Source organism: Bacillus proteolyticus (assembly GCF_001884065.1).
Lineage (GTDB): Bacteria > Bacillota > Bacilli > Bacillales > Bacillaceae_G > Bacillus_A > Bacillus_A proteolyticus.
On sequence record NZ_MACH01000098.1, the window covers coordinates 1 to 17,062 of the forward strand.

Here is a 17,062-nt window from a genome sequence, read left to right on the forward strand (position 1 = left end):
AAACGATAATAAAATACTACGTGAAAAGATCGCATTTTGTATAAAAATATCCCTTAAGTTGATGGGTGTGGGGTACCGCCACATCGCCATCAAGCTAAGAAAAACAAATACCCCAAAACGAGAAATTTTGGGGTATCATAAAATGTTCAAATCTTTACTTCTTGTTTTGTCGTTTCATTTGTATACTACTTATAACCCCAAACACAATCGCTACTGCACAACATACGATTGAGAAGGTCTGTAGTACGTTAGTAGAGTAATACCCTACAACTAACACTACTGCTAAAATAATTCCTGCTACTAATATTCTCCGTTTCTGCATATCCATAAAATCAATTTATCCCCCTAACCTTTTACTTAAACTATATTTTACCATTTCAAATTCCGTTTAGCGTACGAAATTAAATTTATATTCTTCTATAAGGATACCAAAAAATTGATATATATATACGTTATAATACAAATATAAAACAAATTATATATTAATCTACATTCATCCCTTTGATTTTATTGAGTTTATCGCACTTTACTCATTTTCTCCAAAATCACCGACGAAAGTATACATTCAAAACACGATAAATAAAGAATTTAAAATACCTATAAACAAAAAAAGAAAAAGCTAGATTTATGCTAGCTTTTTACATAAGTCACATTTTAGGCAGTAAAAAAGGATCTTCAATTAGAAGCTCCTTTTGGCTTATTATTAAATTAACCTACTTGTTACTTGAATAATAAATTTTAATAAAAAAGCTATATTTAAACACATTATTAATTAAATGATTAATTCTATTTCAAGAAAAGTTACTACATCATTCCATTCTTTTATTATTGAACCTTTTTCATATTCAAATTCTTCGAAATCTATATTGTTATCTGGTTCATCTTCATAAAGTGAAAATTCTCTTATTAATGAACCTTTTTCTATAATTATAAGTTCTGCATTAAAATTTTCATCATAGTAAGCGTATGTAACAGAATTCTCTTTTGCAAGTTCTATCCAAGATACATTTGATAGACCAAAGAATGCTTCGCCTTCAAGGTCTACAAAATATGTCCATCCATCTTCATGTTCAGAAAAATACACTGATTCATCGATAAAATTCCCATATTCATCTAATTGAAATTCGATATCTTTATTCATCCAATCACAATAACGTTTTTTAGCTTCTTCTAATGATAAACTTATTTTAAAACAACATTCTCTCAATCTAGTTTCTCCTCCTCATTTTATAAATAAAATGTGCAACATTATAGATAGGATGTTGGTTAAAAAAAACCTATATACTATTACTTATCTTTAATATTATAGAATAGCCGTGTATAGCTTTCAAAAAAATTACATCCTAATATACCTTCAGTTGCCATAATGTACAATTATTGGGATTTAATTTATTTAGAAGACTATTAAAAGTCCTCCAGATTGTTTAACTGGGGGACTTTCGTGTTCACATAATTCTCGTTATTGGAAGTTATAAGCACAGTTTGTATTATGTTTAGGTAAATCTCAATCTTCATCAAGCATATAAAGTTCCTAAAATAAATCAAATATGATATTAGTTATGTAAGTTTCTAAGAATGCAGCAACGATAATTATAGGTAAAGTTAAAATAGCATAAATTTTTATTACTTCTAAAATCTTTTTACTAAGAGATACTCTTTCTTTATCCTTTTTGAACATAATTTTTAATTTGATTCTAATACATTTATTTAATTCAAAAAGAATAGCCGCAAATAAACACAAAGCGAAAACTTCAACAAGGTAATGAGGGATGGATGAAATTATCATCACAAAACCTTTTTTAAAACCAAGTTGTAACGCAATTCCAAAAGAAACCCCAAGAAGTGAAGCAGTTAAAATTATATGTATAACATATAAAAATTGTATTGGAATCAAGGCTAATATAAACATTTGTAAAGGCACGATAAAACCATTATTAACAATATATGTCCATACCTTTTCTATACCTGTTAATTTCTTTACCTGATCTGGTATTCTATTTCCTATCCCTTCCAGTGTTTCTTTTAGATCTGGATTGATTATAAAAGTTATTATGGTAGCAATAACTGTTAGTGCTACCCCTAATATGAAAAAGTTAATAGCTCTTTTAAATACAACCTTATTAATTACATTCGAAATAACCCTCACCTCTTTTTCTAAATTTTACCATCTTAATAATGCGATGGTAAAGATTTTTTTGAATATTTTATACATAATCGGTTAACATAACGTCTCATTATCGGAATTTGTTTAAAAAATATAGACTTAACAATATGATACGTGAAATTATATATATATATACTTCTTCAATATTCGACCACTGAACAATATAGGATCTCTTAATTTATTAAACTCTTTTTCATTCTCCATAAATTAAAAAAAGCCTAAACCCTTGTGTACCAATGGGTTTAAGCTTTTAATTTTATAGGAATACCTTTTGCAACAAGTTGCCATTAGGATAGTGTATCAGCAACTTGTAGCTATTACTATGAATGCTAGATTCCTCAAAATTATTCCATATTTTTTGATTTTCTTTATATTATTCTATGCTTTGTTTCAAATTATAATTCCATATTTATGAACAAAGGTTTAGTTTTATGGAATATTGTACAAGCTATAAGTACGATATTCTGTATTTAGGAGGAATTCCTTATGTTTGGTCTAGGAAAAAAAAGAACTCCATTTGGTGACTATTTAGATCGTAGAGGAATTAAGCAACAGTGGTTAGTGCAAAAAACTGGATTAAGTAAATCATTAATAAGTGATTTAGCGAATAAAAAGGATCGTGTTCCCACTTTAACATCCGCAGCTAAAATCATTAAAACACTAAGAAAATTTGATAACCGCATTGATTATCATGATTTTTGGGATATCAATATTTAAGATTCCTAAAATATGTGGTCCATCACGAATGTTCTCATAAACACATTTTGTTTTACAGCATATTGTTCTAATTTGGATTGCCGATAGTCTGATAATGTGAAAAAGTTAATTACCGGAACAATAGCATTCTGTTTTTTATAGATATCTGTTATATGGCCATATAACTGTATTTTATGTTCGTTTGCCTTCATATGTTGCATACGATCTATTTCAACAAAATGAGGAACATTATCCTCAAAATACGTTGCGTCAGGAATAATCTGATACCGTTGACCATTGATTGAAAACTCAATAGGTCTTTCTGTTTTCCATTCTGGAAATCCAAGCCACATCCAGCTTTCGTTTCGCATTAATATGTGCTGTAATTGACTACTTTTCTTTACTTCTTTTGTAATGCCTAATAAATCCCGTCCCTTTTTATTTAAATAATATACGTGTTCACGAGCCATTTTTGTAATGTGAAAATACGGGTGCATATCCTTTAATACACGATTTGCATTTCGAATACTCCCTAGACAGTGGATGGCTTGTAGTTGCCTCCTAGTTAAAAAATCTAACTTACCCAAAGTGGATAAAATCTCGATTTGTCTCGCTTTCTGTTTGAGTGTTTGATGCCTCATGTTGCTTCACCACCTTATATTGCTTTAACAACTCCCACATATCTGTATCCTTTAAATAAGGTACCTGGATTTCCTCTGTACGATCTGTTTTAAACAACGCTCTTCCTGGAAGAGACGGCAAATCCTCCAGTCCTGATTCATCCAAAGCAACTTGTGAAGCGACCGTCGTTGGTAATCGAAAGCCTATTTTCGCATCAGCATTTTGTTTAATTTGTCTTGGCAATGTATCAGCGGTTGGATATTGCGTACAAAATATGAGTCGGAATCCTAAACCACCTCCGATTCTTGCGATTTCAGATAACATCTCTTGGCACAAAAATAATACATCACGTTGTTTTTTAGGTAATCCTTGTGTAGGACAAAGATTTGCTCCTTCATCTACTATGATGAAACATCGCTCTTTTATGGATGTATCTATGATATTAGTAAAGTAGGACTTCTTCATTACTTCAATTTGTTTAACCATTTTCTCACGTACTTTAGCCAACATTTCTAACGCCTGTTTCGGATTTTCAGCTACTTCTACAACTTGGGATAGCTCTTTGTAAGGACTAAATTCTAACCCTTCTTTCAGATCGATAATAAAGAAGTTTACGTGTTGAGATTGTTGCAAAATTAAACTAGTCATTACATTTTTTAAGAATACTGTCTTTCCAAAACGAGTCATTCCACTTACACACATATGCGGTGTTTTCTCAAAATCATGATATACATATTTATCTAACGCTTTGCCCATCACAACTCTCCATGTACGCTCTTTTAATAGATCCTTAGACCAATTCCACATTTCAGGTATTTGTTCGCTAAATACTCGAATATGAAGCTCTCTGTGGTGAAACGATATTTTAACAGGTTTATATAGACCTTCTTCTAATACTTCAGCTAACTTTTGGATAAGTTGACTAGGTACACCAAGTGGTAACTTGTAAACATAATTCATACTTATCTCATCTTTAATTTCTTTTATAAAAATGGGGTATTGTAATTCACCTTTATGTTGAACACATATCTTTGCAATTTCAAAAAACGTTGCAATTTTTTTCTTATCACTCATTCCATTACTTTGATAAAAATAAGCTACAGTTATAAAGGTTGCTGGAATTAATAAAAGCGACAACATTCCCTCCATACCTCCTTAAGGTAGTTGAGCCTGTATGGAAGCTTATCAAAAGCTGTTTAAGATGCGCTATTATAATCACTTTCAACTACCAGATGTAATACTAACGTAGAAACATATCTAGTATATCCATTAGAACGTACCAAACACTTCCAATCAACAAGCATTTAAGACCTGCACGTAGCAACCAACCTGGAAGATAAAGCCCTTTCTTCTTCAGCAATTTTACTCCTAAAACTGAAGCTCCGGTCACGCCATATACAATCCCTAGCTCCCCAATGATTGTCATGTTTATCTCATCCTTTCGGTTTGATAGATAAATTCCCCTTACGATCTCTATAAAGTTGATAATCATCCAGTAGCTCATTCCATGACAATGCATGTTCTTCGCCGTATAGCTCTTCTTCAATTTTTTGACTTAAATAATAGTAACCTCGGTATTGTTGGTCCAGGTATACTTCGTGACGTAGCATATGCTCTTGTATAGCGCATATGTTTTCTTCATTCTTATTAGCTTTGTACATTTGATTCAATGTTCGAGAAGAATACAGATAAGGTGTACTATACAGCATTTGATATTGACTCATATGTCTTCACCATCCATATAGAATTCTAGATACACTAAATACATATGATAATGATACGGATTTTCGAATTTGTCCCTAAAAAAATACGTCATTCCAAAATAGGAATGACGTTCGACAAAAATCTTAAATTCTTTGAAACTGTGCTAATAACAAGAAAACGACCCTTTCTTTACGCCGTCACAAGCAGCAAAAGAGTGCTTTTCGTAAAAATAAATGATAATTGATAGCCACCACCTGACGGTAGCAGTTGTCAAAAGAGGAGCACATGTTGGTAGCATGTGCTCCTCTTTTTTGATTGTATGATTTTTTTAAGTGGTTCGAAAATAAAATTAAAAATTTTAAATTAATTTTTTCAGTCATTTTAGTAACAATGCAATTGAAGAATCGTTAATAAAATCTAATATAAATATATATCTTATATATATTAAAAATATAAAGATAAAACTTATATAGGACTGGCAAATGTACGTATATCCTTACTCTAACAAAGCCTCTTAACATTTCATAGCGTAAAAAATCATAAAAAGTAGAATTTAACAATGGAAAATTAGGTATTATTATGGTTTAAAATCTACAAATAATCATAAATGAAATTTAGTATTCCTACATAAAAAATGAAACAATTTAATACATTATTAAACATATTTATTCAATCGTAAAATGTCATATGAATTCAATGAATCTCCACAATCTTATTGTAGTTACCCACAAAAGATTCACATTACATGTTATTTAATCAACATAATCCTAATTTCACACATAACTCACATTAATATTGATGATTTTTGATAGATGAAGGCATATAAGCCATTTATATCAATGATAATGGTACTAAATTATTCACATTATGTGTTATTTGTCTACTTATCCACGAAATTTAATTTTTTTCTTATGATTTCTTGTAGATATTTGAATGTATATAGACAGCTTATAACATGTTTTTATGGAAGTATGTGTGGAAATATAGATAGGTACTATACTATTTTTGTATATGATTGCATAAAAAAAGACTCTATTTTGAATAGAATCGAGTAAAGTTACTTAATGTGAAGAATGAATAAAATTCTTTTAAATAAACGTATCAACACGAATAGCCCTCTATCTTGAATTTTTTTCAAAAATAGAGAGCTGATTATGATTAGTTCGTTTTCATTGCTGTCAGTACTTGCTCAGCCGTTGTTACTGGGATACCAGCGCGTATTAACTGTTCAAAGGCACGCATAAATGTAATTAAATTAAAGTTATCTGGTACTTCAATAACGCGAAGCTTTTCTTTCGGTAATCTATCTATCTTCTCAATGAACAATTCCCGAACATCACTAGGAATAGAGCGTTCTTTATGTCCTCTTACCTTTAAGAGTTCACGTATTTCTATTTCTAAAGCCATATAAGCGTTTAGGTTTGTACCTTGTTCATAAGCGTACTTTCTAAACAACGTTTCTTCTTGATACTTTAGATAGTTGCGGTGATAAGATTCCTCTGTAACAGGTACAGCAAATTTGTAATTTAGTAATTCATACGTTTTGCGGAACAACTTTTTGATGTTTCTCAGAGAGTACATAGAGAAATGCAATCCGAAATCAAATACAGCTTGTTCTTTTTGTTCTTTTGGAACATGTTGTGTAATCAGAGGATAAATACCCTCTTTAGCTGCGGTATCAAGAATTTGATATTGTGATGTTTGATTTAATAATTTTTTCAGTGTATATACTAATTTGCTTGGATACTCTTCATTACGATCTATCATGTCACGTAAGCTATGAATTACGCTTCGAATTTGTCGATGGCATGTATATTTAAGTACATGGATAAATTTGTTCATGTCTTGTGTAAATTCACCAATATTCATTTCTTGTAGTACGGATTCGATAAAACGAGCTTTACGAGCATAAGTAAGCTTTGGTGTGAATGGATCGCGATACTGTACCTCTCCTGTTTCTTTTGCACATAAGAAATCCGTATGTAAGGATAGATATAGAGTCGTATATCTTTTTTTATTCTTAACCCCTTTTTGTAATTTACAAATTTTGAATAGTGGAGTCCCTGTACATGGTAATGCAGTTGTTAATTCTGTCATAACTGCGCGAATTTGATGTGGATATTTTTTATGTAAAAAGCGGTACATCCCACCAAAATGAGTTTTATTCCCTTTTTCATCTTGTTTGTCTAAGGAACGTTTTAGTGTAGTCTCACTGTGCTGTTGCATAGCAATATCTAAGAATAGCTTCTTAGATGCAACTGATAGCTCAAAGAAAGCTTTCGTAAATACCACCGGGCTAATATAAACATATGCATTGACTTTTTCAGTTTCTTCATTCATAAAATGAGTTAATTTAATTGTATATCGACCATCTAATTCATTTTCAATCGTAATAATGTTATGTATACTTAATTTCTTTAATGCAATATAGAATTGAGAATGCTGTATGTAAGCAAATTCTTCTTTATATAGTTTGTAATCTTCCCACATCATATGTATTGTTACATTTGGAATGACTCCATTCGTGTAACATTTTTTATGTAGATATAAGAAGACTTCCAAATCTGCGTTTGTAAGGCCATATAATTTATGCTTTCTTCCCATTGTTTCCGAAATAGCAGATAGTGTACGACGTGAAAAAGATGGTTTAGCCTGTGCTACGAAGCCATCCACATCGGCAATACGCTCCTCATATGTCATATGATCAACAATATCCTCAAGGTATGTATCTTTATAGCTGTAGTATTTCTCTTCGAAAGTTTCAACAAGTTTTTGCCAAGACTTCAGTGTTACTAAAACTGCATTTGTAGATTGTCCATTTAGACTACGTTGATTACGAATAATAAATGATTTTCCCATCTTTTTCACCTCCTACCTATAAATTCAGAAATAAATGCCAAAACACTATAAAATATACCAATTTTGATTATACCAAATCGAAATTTGCCGAAATACGTCCCTTTAAGAGAAAAAACAAAAAGATGAAACGCCCTTTAATCCCTTGTGTATCAAGGGGTTTCAGGCTTCCTAGAATTTTTTTTATGGACATGATATGGCTATGGATTTTCATATTGCTAGAAAAGAAGTGAAATAGCAAAAAAGCCTTGTAAACATGATTAAATCAACAGTTATATCGATTTTCAAAAAAATAAAAGGGACATGATATGGCTATGGATTTTCATGTTTATAATTGCGAGTTAAACAGATGAACCCTTTTAAACAGTGATGTTAATGGGGTTTATCTGTAATTTTATAATTACAAAAGGAACATGAAGTAGCTAAGCGAGTTTTCATGTTTGGGTAAAAAAGGGGACATCATACAGCTATGGATTTTCATGTTGCATAAATACATGAAAATAAGGTTATAAACATGTAAAGCCTTAATATAAAAAGGTTTAAGGGGGTTTTCATCTAAAAAAAAGGGACATCATATAGCTATAAATTTTCATAACTAATAGTATAGGTGTAGTAGAAAAGCTTATATATCAAGCTTTAAGCACTTTTAGAAAAAAATTTCGAGTTAGTAAAAAGAATTACATAATATCATTTTTGTTTCATGTTTTGATGGAAAGGGGAATGATATGGCTATAAATTTTCATTTTGATGAATTTGGGGTGTTCGAAGTTACATTATTATTTTAATCCATACATTTTTACTTTCACTTCTCTTTTAAATGTAAGAGGTACTTTAGAGAGAGTGTGGATTTGAAATAAAGTCACGATTTTTTTAAATACGCTCTTTTCTTTTGTTCGTTTATTAAGGTTAATGACATTATTTCGATTAAACTTTATCTTAAAGCTACTGTAACCATGTTTTTAAGGTGAAATTAGAGCGAAATAAATAAAATGTCGAAAATATAAGAATTTTTTGTTTTTTTGTTGATTTATGTTATTTTTAATGTTAAACTCATAACAACAAAGAAAGAGTAAACGAAAACCCTTAGCGAATAAATTATCAGAATTTTCATTCTTTTATTAGTTTACTCCATGTGATTTACACGTTTGTGTATTGCTTTTCCACTCTTTCTTTGTTTTTTATAACAGTTGGAACTTCTATTTTAAAAATTATTGTGGTTTAGGGGGGATAGCTAATAGTTTGGACATCTAATGAAGAGTTTTTATTACAATGGAGTGGATCCAGAAAGAGGTGAAAAATAAGAAATTAGGATGTTAGTTTTTTAATTTTAGAAAAGGAAGAATAAAAATATAGTGGACATACAATTACAATAAAGGAATGCAGTATAGATCAGTATACTTGCATTCCTTTGCTATGAAAATGTATGGTGTTTGTTTAAGAAAGATATTATAAATTATGCTTTGTATCGGCATTTAAATCTGTTTATTTTTATATGAAAAATAATAAATGGTTCTGTTTATAAATAGTATTACTGAAAATCTAATAGAAAAAGAGCTAATGGATGAAAGATAGGTTATTGTAAAAGTACTTCTATAATTGCTATTTGGATTTTACAAATCGATTCAGTCTTGTATAATCAGTTACAGAGTGTGCTATAAGTATGCAAACTAGAGCCCTTAACATGTTAAGGGTGAAATAAAAGAATTGAATATTCTGACTTTATTTCTAGTTTTATAAAAAGGAACATCATATAGCTAATTATTTTCAAATTAAGATCAATAATAACTAAATGTATATAAGGAGCCGAATTTAAATGGAAGACGTTCTACAATTGTTTAGAGACGCACTATCAATAACTGAACAACTGTATAAACAAGATGAGCAATTGTGGCATAAATGGGTTTCCTATTATGTTGATGTTGAAGAAGATAAAAGTAAAATTGTGACTTCAGAATACCTTTCTCCATCATTTTCAATGCTTGTACAGTGGTTAGAGCAACAACAAAGAAAAGGTGTTTCTCCTCTAGATATATTTAAAAATATAGATACTTACAGATTAATTATTCATGAGACCATAGGTGTCTTTATTGAACAAGAGTTTCGTAAAAATCAGACAGCTAGTACTATAGTGCATACAGCAACAAGTGAATCAGATGCGGACATATTGAATGACAATTATTTAGAAGTAAATAACTCCGCGGTCTATTATAAGTTAAGAGATGGAATAGCTAAAAATCAATTTGAAGAAGATGAAAACACACGATTAAAATCTTATCCTATTGAAACAAAGGATAGTAATGGAGTGGCACAGCTTTCCTCTCATAAAGATGAAGATTTAAAGTTAACGAATATTGAAGAGACAGCACGATGGAATACATTAGTAGATGGTGTAATGAGTAATATGGATGATCTAACTGCAGATTGTTTAGATACCATCACGATTCAATGGTTGAATGAAGCAAAATCGCCTGATGAATTTATTGATTTTTCATATGAACAAGTTTTAGAAATGTGCAGTATTTCAAAGGCTAAGGCAAATGGTGTCGAATATTATAGGGTAGAAGATAAAATTAAAGTTGCGAAGCGGATTGCGGCCCTAGCGAGTATTTTTATATATCTAAATGATGACAACGAAGTAGTCGTATTAAATGATCGCGCTGAAACAGGTAAGCATTATGAAGTAAAACGCGAGGTAATTAAAAGACTATTTGTATTAGATTCCGTAGTTCTATGGAGAGATAAAAACACAAACGAATACATGGGGATAGAATCGTGTCGAATCAAACCGGGAAGTTTCTTATCTGGATATCTATATGGATCTAATAGTACTACAGCATTATTATCAAAAAAGGCACTTGAATATAATAGTTATAGACACAAATATCATAAAAGATTAATTCGATATTTGACATGGCAATGGAGAATACGTCAAATGTTTTCTAGCTTACAAAGACCTTATTCTATAGGTGGAGATAAAGGTTTGTTAGCAGTTATGGGTATAAATCAAAAACAAAAACCTAATCGTATCCGCGAACAATTAGAAAATGTTCTTAGTGATTTAGAAAAAGAAGAAGTAATTTCTCATTGGGAATATCATAATGGTTTAGAAGAAGAAAAACTGACAAAGAAGAATTGGTTTAAAAACTATTATTCACAGTTAGGAATAGTAATATTGCCACCCAAAGAATTAATTAGTTCAATGGAAAACTTAGCGAAAAAGAAAACAATTGATACAATAGATGAGGAAAGTCATCCAGTAAAAATTGTAGAAAAACCATTAGATACGAATGAAAATGAACAACTTATCAGGGAGAGAATAGAGTTTATTCATATGAAGAAGAATATAACTATGCGAGAACTATCAATAGAGATAGGTATATCACAGCCGACTCTTTCTAGATTCTATAATAAAAAAACAAAGCGTCTCTCTAGTACGGCGAGAAGCAAATTAAACCAATGGTATAAAAGACAAATGATCATCGATAAAATGTAAGTTAAAGCTAAAAATTAGTATTAAAAAGAGTCCTAGAAATAGGACTCTTTTTAATGTAGTTATTGATTTTGCCTGTTTTAAAATATACCCAAAATATAGAAATATCCCTATTTAGAAACAGGGATATTTCTATATTTATTGCTAATAATTCAAATTTCCTTTTCTGTTCAAGAGCTAATTCATTTTCTACATAATGATTAATCAGTAAACTAATTAGTTCATGGGTATATTTCCTATTAGTGAGTTTTATTAGTGGTCCAGGCTCTTTCTTAGATTGAACAGAAATTTTTATATTGTTCTGTTGGTTTTTAAATTTCTTTTCCTCCTGTAGAATCACTTATTTTTGTTCATTATTAGGTGAAGAAACAGGAGTATCTTCGCTATTTGTTGACAACAAAAGCAGAGAAATATAGAAATATCTATTTATGGAAATAGGGATATTTCTATATTGAGAAGGAGATTATAGAGTGATATATGGTATATGCAATAGAATCAGTAATGTATATTATTCCAGTAACTTTTCCAAAGTCCCCTCCTATACCTTCATTTCTGTAACCAAAGTAAAAGGGGGTAGAAATATCCAATATAGAAATAGGGATATTTCTATATTGGATAGGAGATTAGAGAGTGATATATGGTATATAAAATAGAAACAGTAATGTATATTATTCCAGTAACTTTTCCAAAGTCCCCTCCTATACCTTCATTTCTGTAACAAAAGTAAAAGGGTATAGAAATATCCACTTATAGAAATAGGGATATTTCTATATTGGATAGGAGATTATAGTAGTGTTATTGTAGACAAATACAAAGAAAATATTAAATAGTTAGCTTAAGAGACAAAGCGATTGATGAGGGAATATCATAAGGGAATTTCGGTAATGAGAGGGAAGAGAAAGTCGTGGAAGAAGTTCTGGTGATTATATTTTTTCAACTGTAAGAATATAGAAACATCCCTATTTCTAAATCTCTGTTAATAATTTAAATTGCCTTTTCTGTTCGGGAGTTAATTGATTTTCTACATAATAATGTATAAGTAAATCTATTATTTCATGAGTATATTTCTTAATAGTGAGCTTCATTAGTGTTCCAAGCTCTTCATGAATTATGAGATTGGCTAGAAGTTTTCAAACCGCCCTATTGGTTTTAAAATTCCATACATTCACTTGTCTTTACTCGTTTTCAGGTGAAGAAACAGGAGTATCTTCGCTATTTTTGATAAAAAAATCAGGGATATATAGAAATAGGGATATTTCCATACTGCGGAGAGGAGCACAGGGATGATATGTGATGCACGTAATAGAACTATAAAATTAATGGATAGTGCTTAAATCATTGATGTCAAAAACGATAGACTACAATGAAAATGAAACTAAAATGACTGATCTTGAAGAGATAAAAGCGTTGGAATTAGCTATTGTTGATTTAAAATAAAGTTCGATCATTTATAATAAAGATTGATAATTTGTAAAAAAGTTTGATCAAAAATCCTGTGTTGTGCAGGATTTTTTTTGTTCAGCAATCGGGCCAGACTACGAAGTGATTTCATTAAAGGAAATTAGTTCTTTATACTAAAATTTAAATGAGTTTGTAAAGAGACGAAGAAAAATATTAAACATTAAGATTTGGAGGAAAGACATTGGAAATAGACAAATTAAATTTACCCATAGCTAGTAAAAATTTTATACTTAATCATCAAATTAAAGAAAATGAATTCGAATGTCTCAATGTGGATTTTTATAATTATTCTAATGGTTTTCTTTTAGATGTAGTAGAATGGACAAAACAAAATGATTATTCTTTATCTATATTAGATAAAGAATATACAGAAAAGTTTTTAGCAAGTTTAGAGAAGTTTAAATCATACCTCGTTATTGGGAGCAATATGGATTCAGGTAATCTAATTACAATCTACCAGCCAACAGGAGAAATATATGAGTTAGAACATGAAATTACGGAAAGAGTAGAAAGAAATTTTGTCAATTCTTCTATAGAGAAGATGTATTGTTGCTTCAATTGTTTTAAAAATTATTGGGTTCAACTAATAGAGCAGGAACAATACAAGGATCGCGACCTAATAAACACTTTTCATGAATTAAAGAACAAATTAGTGGAATTAGATAATAACATATTAATAAATGATGATGACTATAATAGACAATTTTGGAATTCTTTATATCTAGGTCATTTAAATTTCCTTTTGGAAAAGTCAAATGAAAAATAGATTGTTTCTAATTGAGATACTGACATGAAATAAACTTTATTTCAAAGCAACAGCTATCCAGGCAATTGATAATTTTTCTAATAAATTACTTATCTAACTAAATAGAGTAACTGGTACTTTGGTTCAACATGAATTAAACAACTTATAAGAGCCTTACTATAAATAATATAGCAAGGCTCTTATATTTTTATATCGAAGTTAAATAACTTTATTATCAATTTACATAAGGATGTTACAGTGAGATGAGAGAAGGAACAGTTGTGGAGGAAGTTCTGGTGAGGCTATTTTTTTAAATCAAAAAATATAGAAATATCCCTACATAGAAATAGGGATATTTCTATATTTCTAAATCTCTGTTAATAATTTAAATTTCCTTTTCTGTTCGGGAGTTAATTGATTTTCTACATAATGATGTATAAGTAAATCTATAATTTCATGAGCATATTTCTTAATAGTGAGGTTCATTAGTGTTCCAATCTCTACATGAGTCATGAGATTGGCTAGGAGTTTAAAAACCGCCCTATTGGTTTTTAAATTTCATACATTCACTTGTCTTTACCCGTTTTCAGGTGAAGAAACAGGAGTATCTTCGTTATTTTTGATAAAAAAATTAGGGATATATAGAAATAGGGATATTTCTATACTACGAGAGAGGAGCACAGGGATGATATGTGATGCACGTAATAGAACTATAAAATTAATGGATAGTGCTTAAATCATTGATGTCAAAAACGATAGACTACAATGAAAATGAAACTAAAATGATATTCCTGATCTTTAAAAGATAGAAGCGTTGGAATTAGCTATTCAAGCAATTGATAATTTTTCTAATAAATAACTCATCTAACTAAATAGAGTAACGGGTACTTTAGTTCAACATGAATTAAACAACTTTAAAGAGCCTTACTACAAAAAAATATAGTAAGGCTCTTATATTTTTATATCGAAATTAGATAACTTTATTATCAATTTACATAAGGAATATCATGAGGATGTTGGAGTGGAGAGAGAAGAAAAGGTTGTGGAGGAAGTTCTGGTGGGGTTATTTTTTAAAACCGAAAAAATATAGAAATATCCCTATTTCCATGTAGGGATATTTCTATATTTCTAAATCTCTGTTAATAATTTAAATTTCCTTTTCTGTTCGGGAGTTAATTGATTTTCTACATAATGATGTATAAGTAAATCTATTATTTCATGAGCATATTTCTTATTAGTAAGTTTCATTAGCGCTCCAAGCTCTTCCTTAGATTGACTAGAAATTTTAATACTACCTTGTTGGTTTTTAAAGTTTTTTTTCTCTGGTGTTTGCTCTTTCTTTTTCTCCTGCTGATTTACTTGTTCTTGTTCATTTTTTGGTGGAAAAGTAGGAGTATCTTCGCCACTTTTTGTTACAACTGAATCTTCGTTTGGGATATAAGGATCTGTTGGGTCAAAATTGCTCTTTTTTCTGCCTAATAATCCAGGAGTTCTTGCCATGTTATACACCAACCTTCATACTTTCAAAAACATTGATACGAGATAATAATTCATCACTAATTTTTTCGTATAGTTCTATTACATTTAAATCATGTCTATCATTTTCAGTAATACCGTTAACATCAAACCTTTTAATACGTTCCATCTGTGGAACGATATTTTCAAATAGGTTTTCTTCACCAAAAATTTCACGAGCATTTTCCATAATGTATTCATCCACTTTACCATTATTTTTTAATAGCACTGGAAGAATACCTACAACTTCAATATCAAGATTATATTGCTCTTTTAATTTTATTAGTTGGTTAATGTAGTTTTCTGCACCTGTAAGAGAACGTTCTTGTGTTTGTAGAGTTATAAGAACATAATCAGAAGCTACAACTGCATTTTTTGTAACTTCAATTGACATAGGTGGAACATCGATAAATATGTAATCGTATTTATGTTTTATTTTCTCAAGCAATTCCTTAAAGTAGAAATCTTCCTCTTCTTCCGAAGAACACGATTTATATAGAAATTTTGCGAAATCTTGAAAATCAACATAAGAAGGAATTAAATGTAAATTTTCCATTATTTCAATTTCTAATCCATCTAAATTCCCCTCTTGAATTCCTTTCATCAATGTTTTAGTTAAAGCTACCTTTTCGTCAGGATTAAGGATAGATTTTGTTAACATAAGAGATTTGGTTGCATTACTCTGTGGATCAAGGTCAACGAGTAAAGTTCTTTTCCCCTTTTTTGCGAATTCATAAGAGTTTAATACAGCATTAGTGGTTTTACCAACGCCCCCTTTGTAATTCCCAACAGTAATTGTAATAGCCATTTATACCACTCCATTTATTTTCCGTAATATTTCCCTATATCCCTATTTCTATATCTTAGTGAAAAGATTAGAAAAATAGGGAAATATCTAATTATAGAAATAGGGATATTTCTATGTTACAAAGAAGATTATAGCAGTGATATGTGGTACATGCAATAGAATCTGTCATTTATACCACTCCATTCATTTTTTGAAAAAGTCTTTATATCCCATATCCCATGCTCATCAAGCTAAGAAAATCAAATATCCCAAAACGAGAGAATTGATATTACCAGGTGATCTGTATAAAATTTTTGTTTTGGGGGCTTTTTAAAAAAGAAACACCCATTCCTATAATTGATGTTGCTTAAGTGTAACTTGATGGCAGAGGTATAGAAATAGGGATATTTCTATATTACAAGAAAGATTATAGTAGTAATAAGTGGTACATACAATAAGATCAGTAATTTTCAAAGGCTCTCCCATACCTCCCTTTCTGATAACAAAAGTAGAGGAATAGGGAAATATCCAATTATAGAAATAGGGATATTTCTATATTACAAAGAAGATTATAGTCGTGATAATTGGTACATACAATAGAATCAGTAATTTTCAAAGTCTCTCCTTATGCCATCATTTCTATAATAAAAGTGGAAATATAGGGAAATATCCAATTATAGAAATAGAGATATTTCTATATTACAAGGAAGATTATAGTAGTAATAAGTGGTACATACAATGGAATCAGTAATTTTCAAGGGCTCCCCCCTATATCATCATTTCTATAATAAAGGTAGAGATGTAGGGGGATACCCAAATATAGAAATAGGGATATTTCTATATTGTAAAGGAAGTTATAGCAGTGATAAGTGGTACATACAATGGAATCAGTAATTTTCAAAGTCTCCCCTTATACCATCATTTCTATAATAAAAGTGGAAATATATAGAAATATCCAAATATAGAAATAGGGATATTTCTATATTACAAGGAAGATTATAGTAGTAATAAGTGGTACATACA

At 30.0% G+C, this 17,062-nt stretch carries 13 protein-coding genes and 2 pseudogenes; 3 read left to right on the forward strand and 12 right to left on the reverse strand.

Annotation, left to right across the window (positions count from 1 at the left end):
* Window positions 1-154: 154 nt before the first annotated feature.
* The 3 genes from BAQ49_RS33025 to BAQ49_RS18030 form a co-directional block, all read right to left on the reverse strand.
* Complete coding sequence (locus BAQ49_RS33025) at window positions 155-328, reverse strand: hypothetical protein (protein WP_165616058.1); 174 nt, start codon at window positions 326-328, stop codon at window positions 155-157.
* A gap of 444 nt (window positions 329-772) precedes the next feature.
* Window positions 773-1,207, reverse strand: a complete 435-nt coding sequence (locus BAQ49_RS18025; protein ID WP_071746505.1) for a hypothetical protein — start codon at window positions 1,205-1,207, stop codon at window positions 773-775.
* Between the two features lie 324 nt (window positions 1,208-1,531).
* Complete coding sequence (locus BAQ49_RS18030) at window positions 1,532-2,146, reverse strand: stage II sporulation protein M (RefSeq protein WP_084667494.1); 615 nt, start codon at window positions 2,144-2,146, stop codon at window positions 1,532-1,534.
* Window positions 2,147-2,650: 504 nt separating this feature from the next.
* On the opposite strand from BAQ49_RS18030, the gene BAQ49_RS18035 reads away from it, so the two are divergent.
* Entirely contained in the window at window positions 2,651-2,881 is a 231-nt protein-coding gene (locus tag BAQ49_RS18035) for a helix-turn-helix domain-containing protein (protein ID WP_071746506.1), read from the forward strand.
* 5 nt (window positions 2,882-2,886) lie between these two features.
* On the opposite strand, the gene BAQ49_RS18040 is transcribed toward BAQ49_RS18035, so the two are convergent.
* From BAQ49_RS18040 to BAQ49_RS18060, 5 genes are all read right to left on the reverse strand, one after another.
* Window positions 2,887-3,501 (reverse strand): replication-relaxation family protein, encoded by a 615-nt coding sequence (locus BAQ49_RS18040; protein WP_071746507.1) that lies wholly within the window; start codon window positions 3,499-3,501, stop codon window positions 2,887-2,889.
* The gene (locus BAQ49_RS18045; protein WP_071746508.1) at window positions 3,440-4,621 is read right to left on the reverse strand and encodes an FtsK/SpoIIIE domain-containing protein; all 1,182 of its coding nucleotides are present in this window, start codon (window positions 4,619-4,621) and stop codon (window positions 3,440-3,442) included. Before BAQ49_RS18045 ends, BAQ49_RS18040 begins: the two co-directional genes overlap by 62 nt.
* A gap of 100 nt (window positions 4,622-4,721) precedes the next feature.
* Entirely contained in the window at window positions 4,722-4,907 is a 186-nt protein-coding gene (locus BAQ49_RS18050; protein WP_071746509.1) for a hypothetical protein, read from the reverse strand.
* Between the two features lie 7 nt (window positions 4,908-4,914).
* Window positions 4,915-5,205, reverse strand: a complete 291-nt coding sequence (locus BAQ49_RS18055; protein ID WP_033717025.1) for a phage protein — start codon at window positions 5,203-5,205, stop codon at window positions 4,915-4,917.
* A 1,138-nt stretch (window positions 5,206-6,343) separates the two neighbouring features.
* Window positions 6,344-8,044 carry a hypothetical protein gene (locus BAQ49_RS18060; RefSeq protein ID WP_071746510.1) on the reverse strand — a complete coding sequence of 567 codons (1,701 nt, stop codon included), beginning with the start codon at window positions 8,042-8,044 and terminating at the stop codon, window positions 6,344-6,346.
* Between the two features lie 1,810 nt (window positions 8,045-9,854).
* Here BAQ49_RS18060 and BAQ49_RS18065 point away from each other — a divergent pair.
* Complete coding sequence (locus BAQ49_RS18065; RefSeq protein WP_071746511.1) at window positions 9,855-11,534, forward strand: helix-turn-helix domain-containing protein; 1,680 nt, start codon at window positions 9,855-9,857, stop codon at window positions 11,532-11,534.
* A gap of 142 nt (window positions 11,535-11,676) precedes the next feature.
* Here BAQ49_RS18065 and BAQ49_RS33630 read toward each other — a convergent pair.
* Window positions 11,677-11,931: pseudogene (locus BAQ49_RS33630) on the reverse strand (hypothetical protein); the annotation flags it as partial.
* Between the two features lie 1,242 nt (window positions 11,932-13,173).
* Between BAQ49_RS33630 and BAQ49_RS18080 the strand changes: the two are divergent.
* The gene (locus BAQ49_RS18080) at window positions 13,174-13,758 is read left to right on the forward strand and encodes an SUKH-4 family immunity protein (protein WP_071746513.1); all 585 of its coding nucleotides are present in this window, start codon (window positions 13,174-13,176) and stop codon (window positions 13,756-13,758) included.
* 345 nt (window positions 13,759-14,103) lie between these two features.
* Here the strand turns inward: BAQ49_RS18080 and BAQ49_RS34135 are convergent.
* From BAQ49_RS34135 to BAQ49_RS18095, 3 genes and pseudogenes are all read right to left on the reverse strand, one after another.
* Window positions 14,104-14,323: pseudogene (locus BAQ49_RS34135) on the reverse strand (hypothetical protein); the annotation flags it as partial.
* Between the two features lie 542 nt (window positions 14,324-14,865).
* Complete coding sequence (locus BAQ49_RS18090) at window positions 14,866-15,237, reverse strand: DUF5388 domain-containing protein (protein ID WP_071746514.1); 372 nt, start codon at window positions 15,235-15,237, stop codon at window positions 14,866-14,868.
* 1 nt (window position 15,238) lies between these two features.
* Window positions 15,239-16,060 carry a ParA family protein gene (locus BAQ49_RS18095; protein WP_071746515.1) on the reverse strand — a complete coding sequence of 274 codons (822 nt, stop codon included), beginning with the start codon at window positions 16,058-16,060 and terminating at the stop codon, window positions 15,239-15,241.
* Window positions 16,061-17,062: the final 1,002 nt, after the last annotated feature.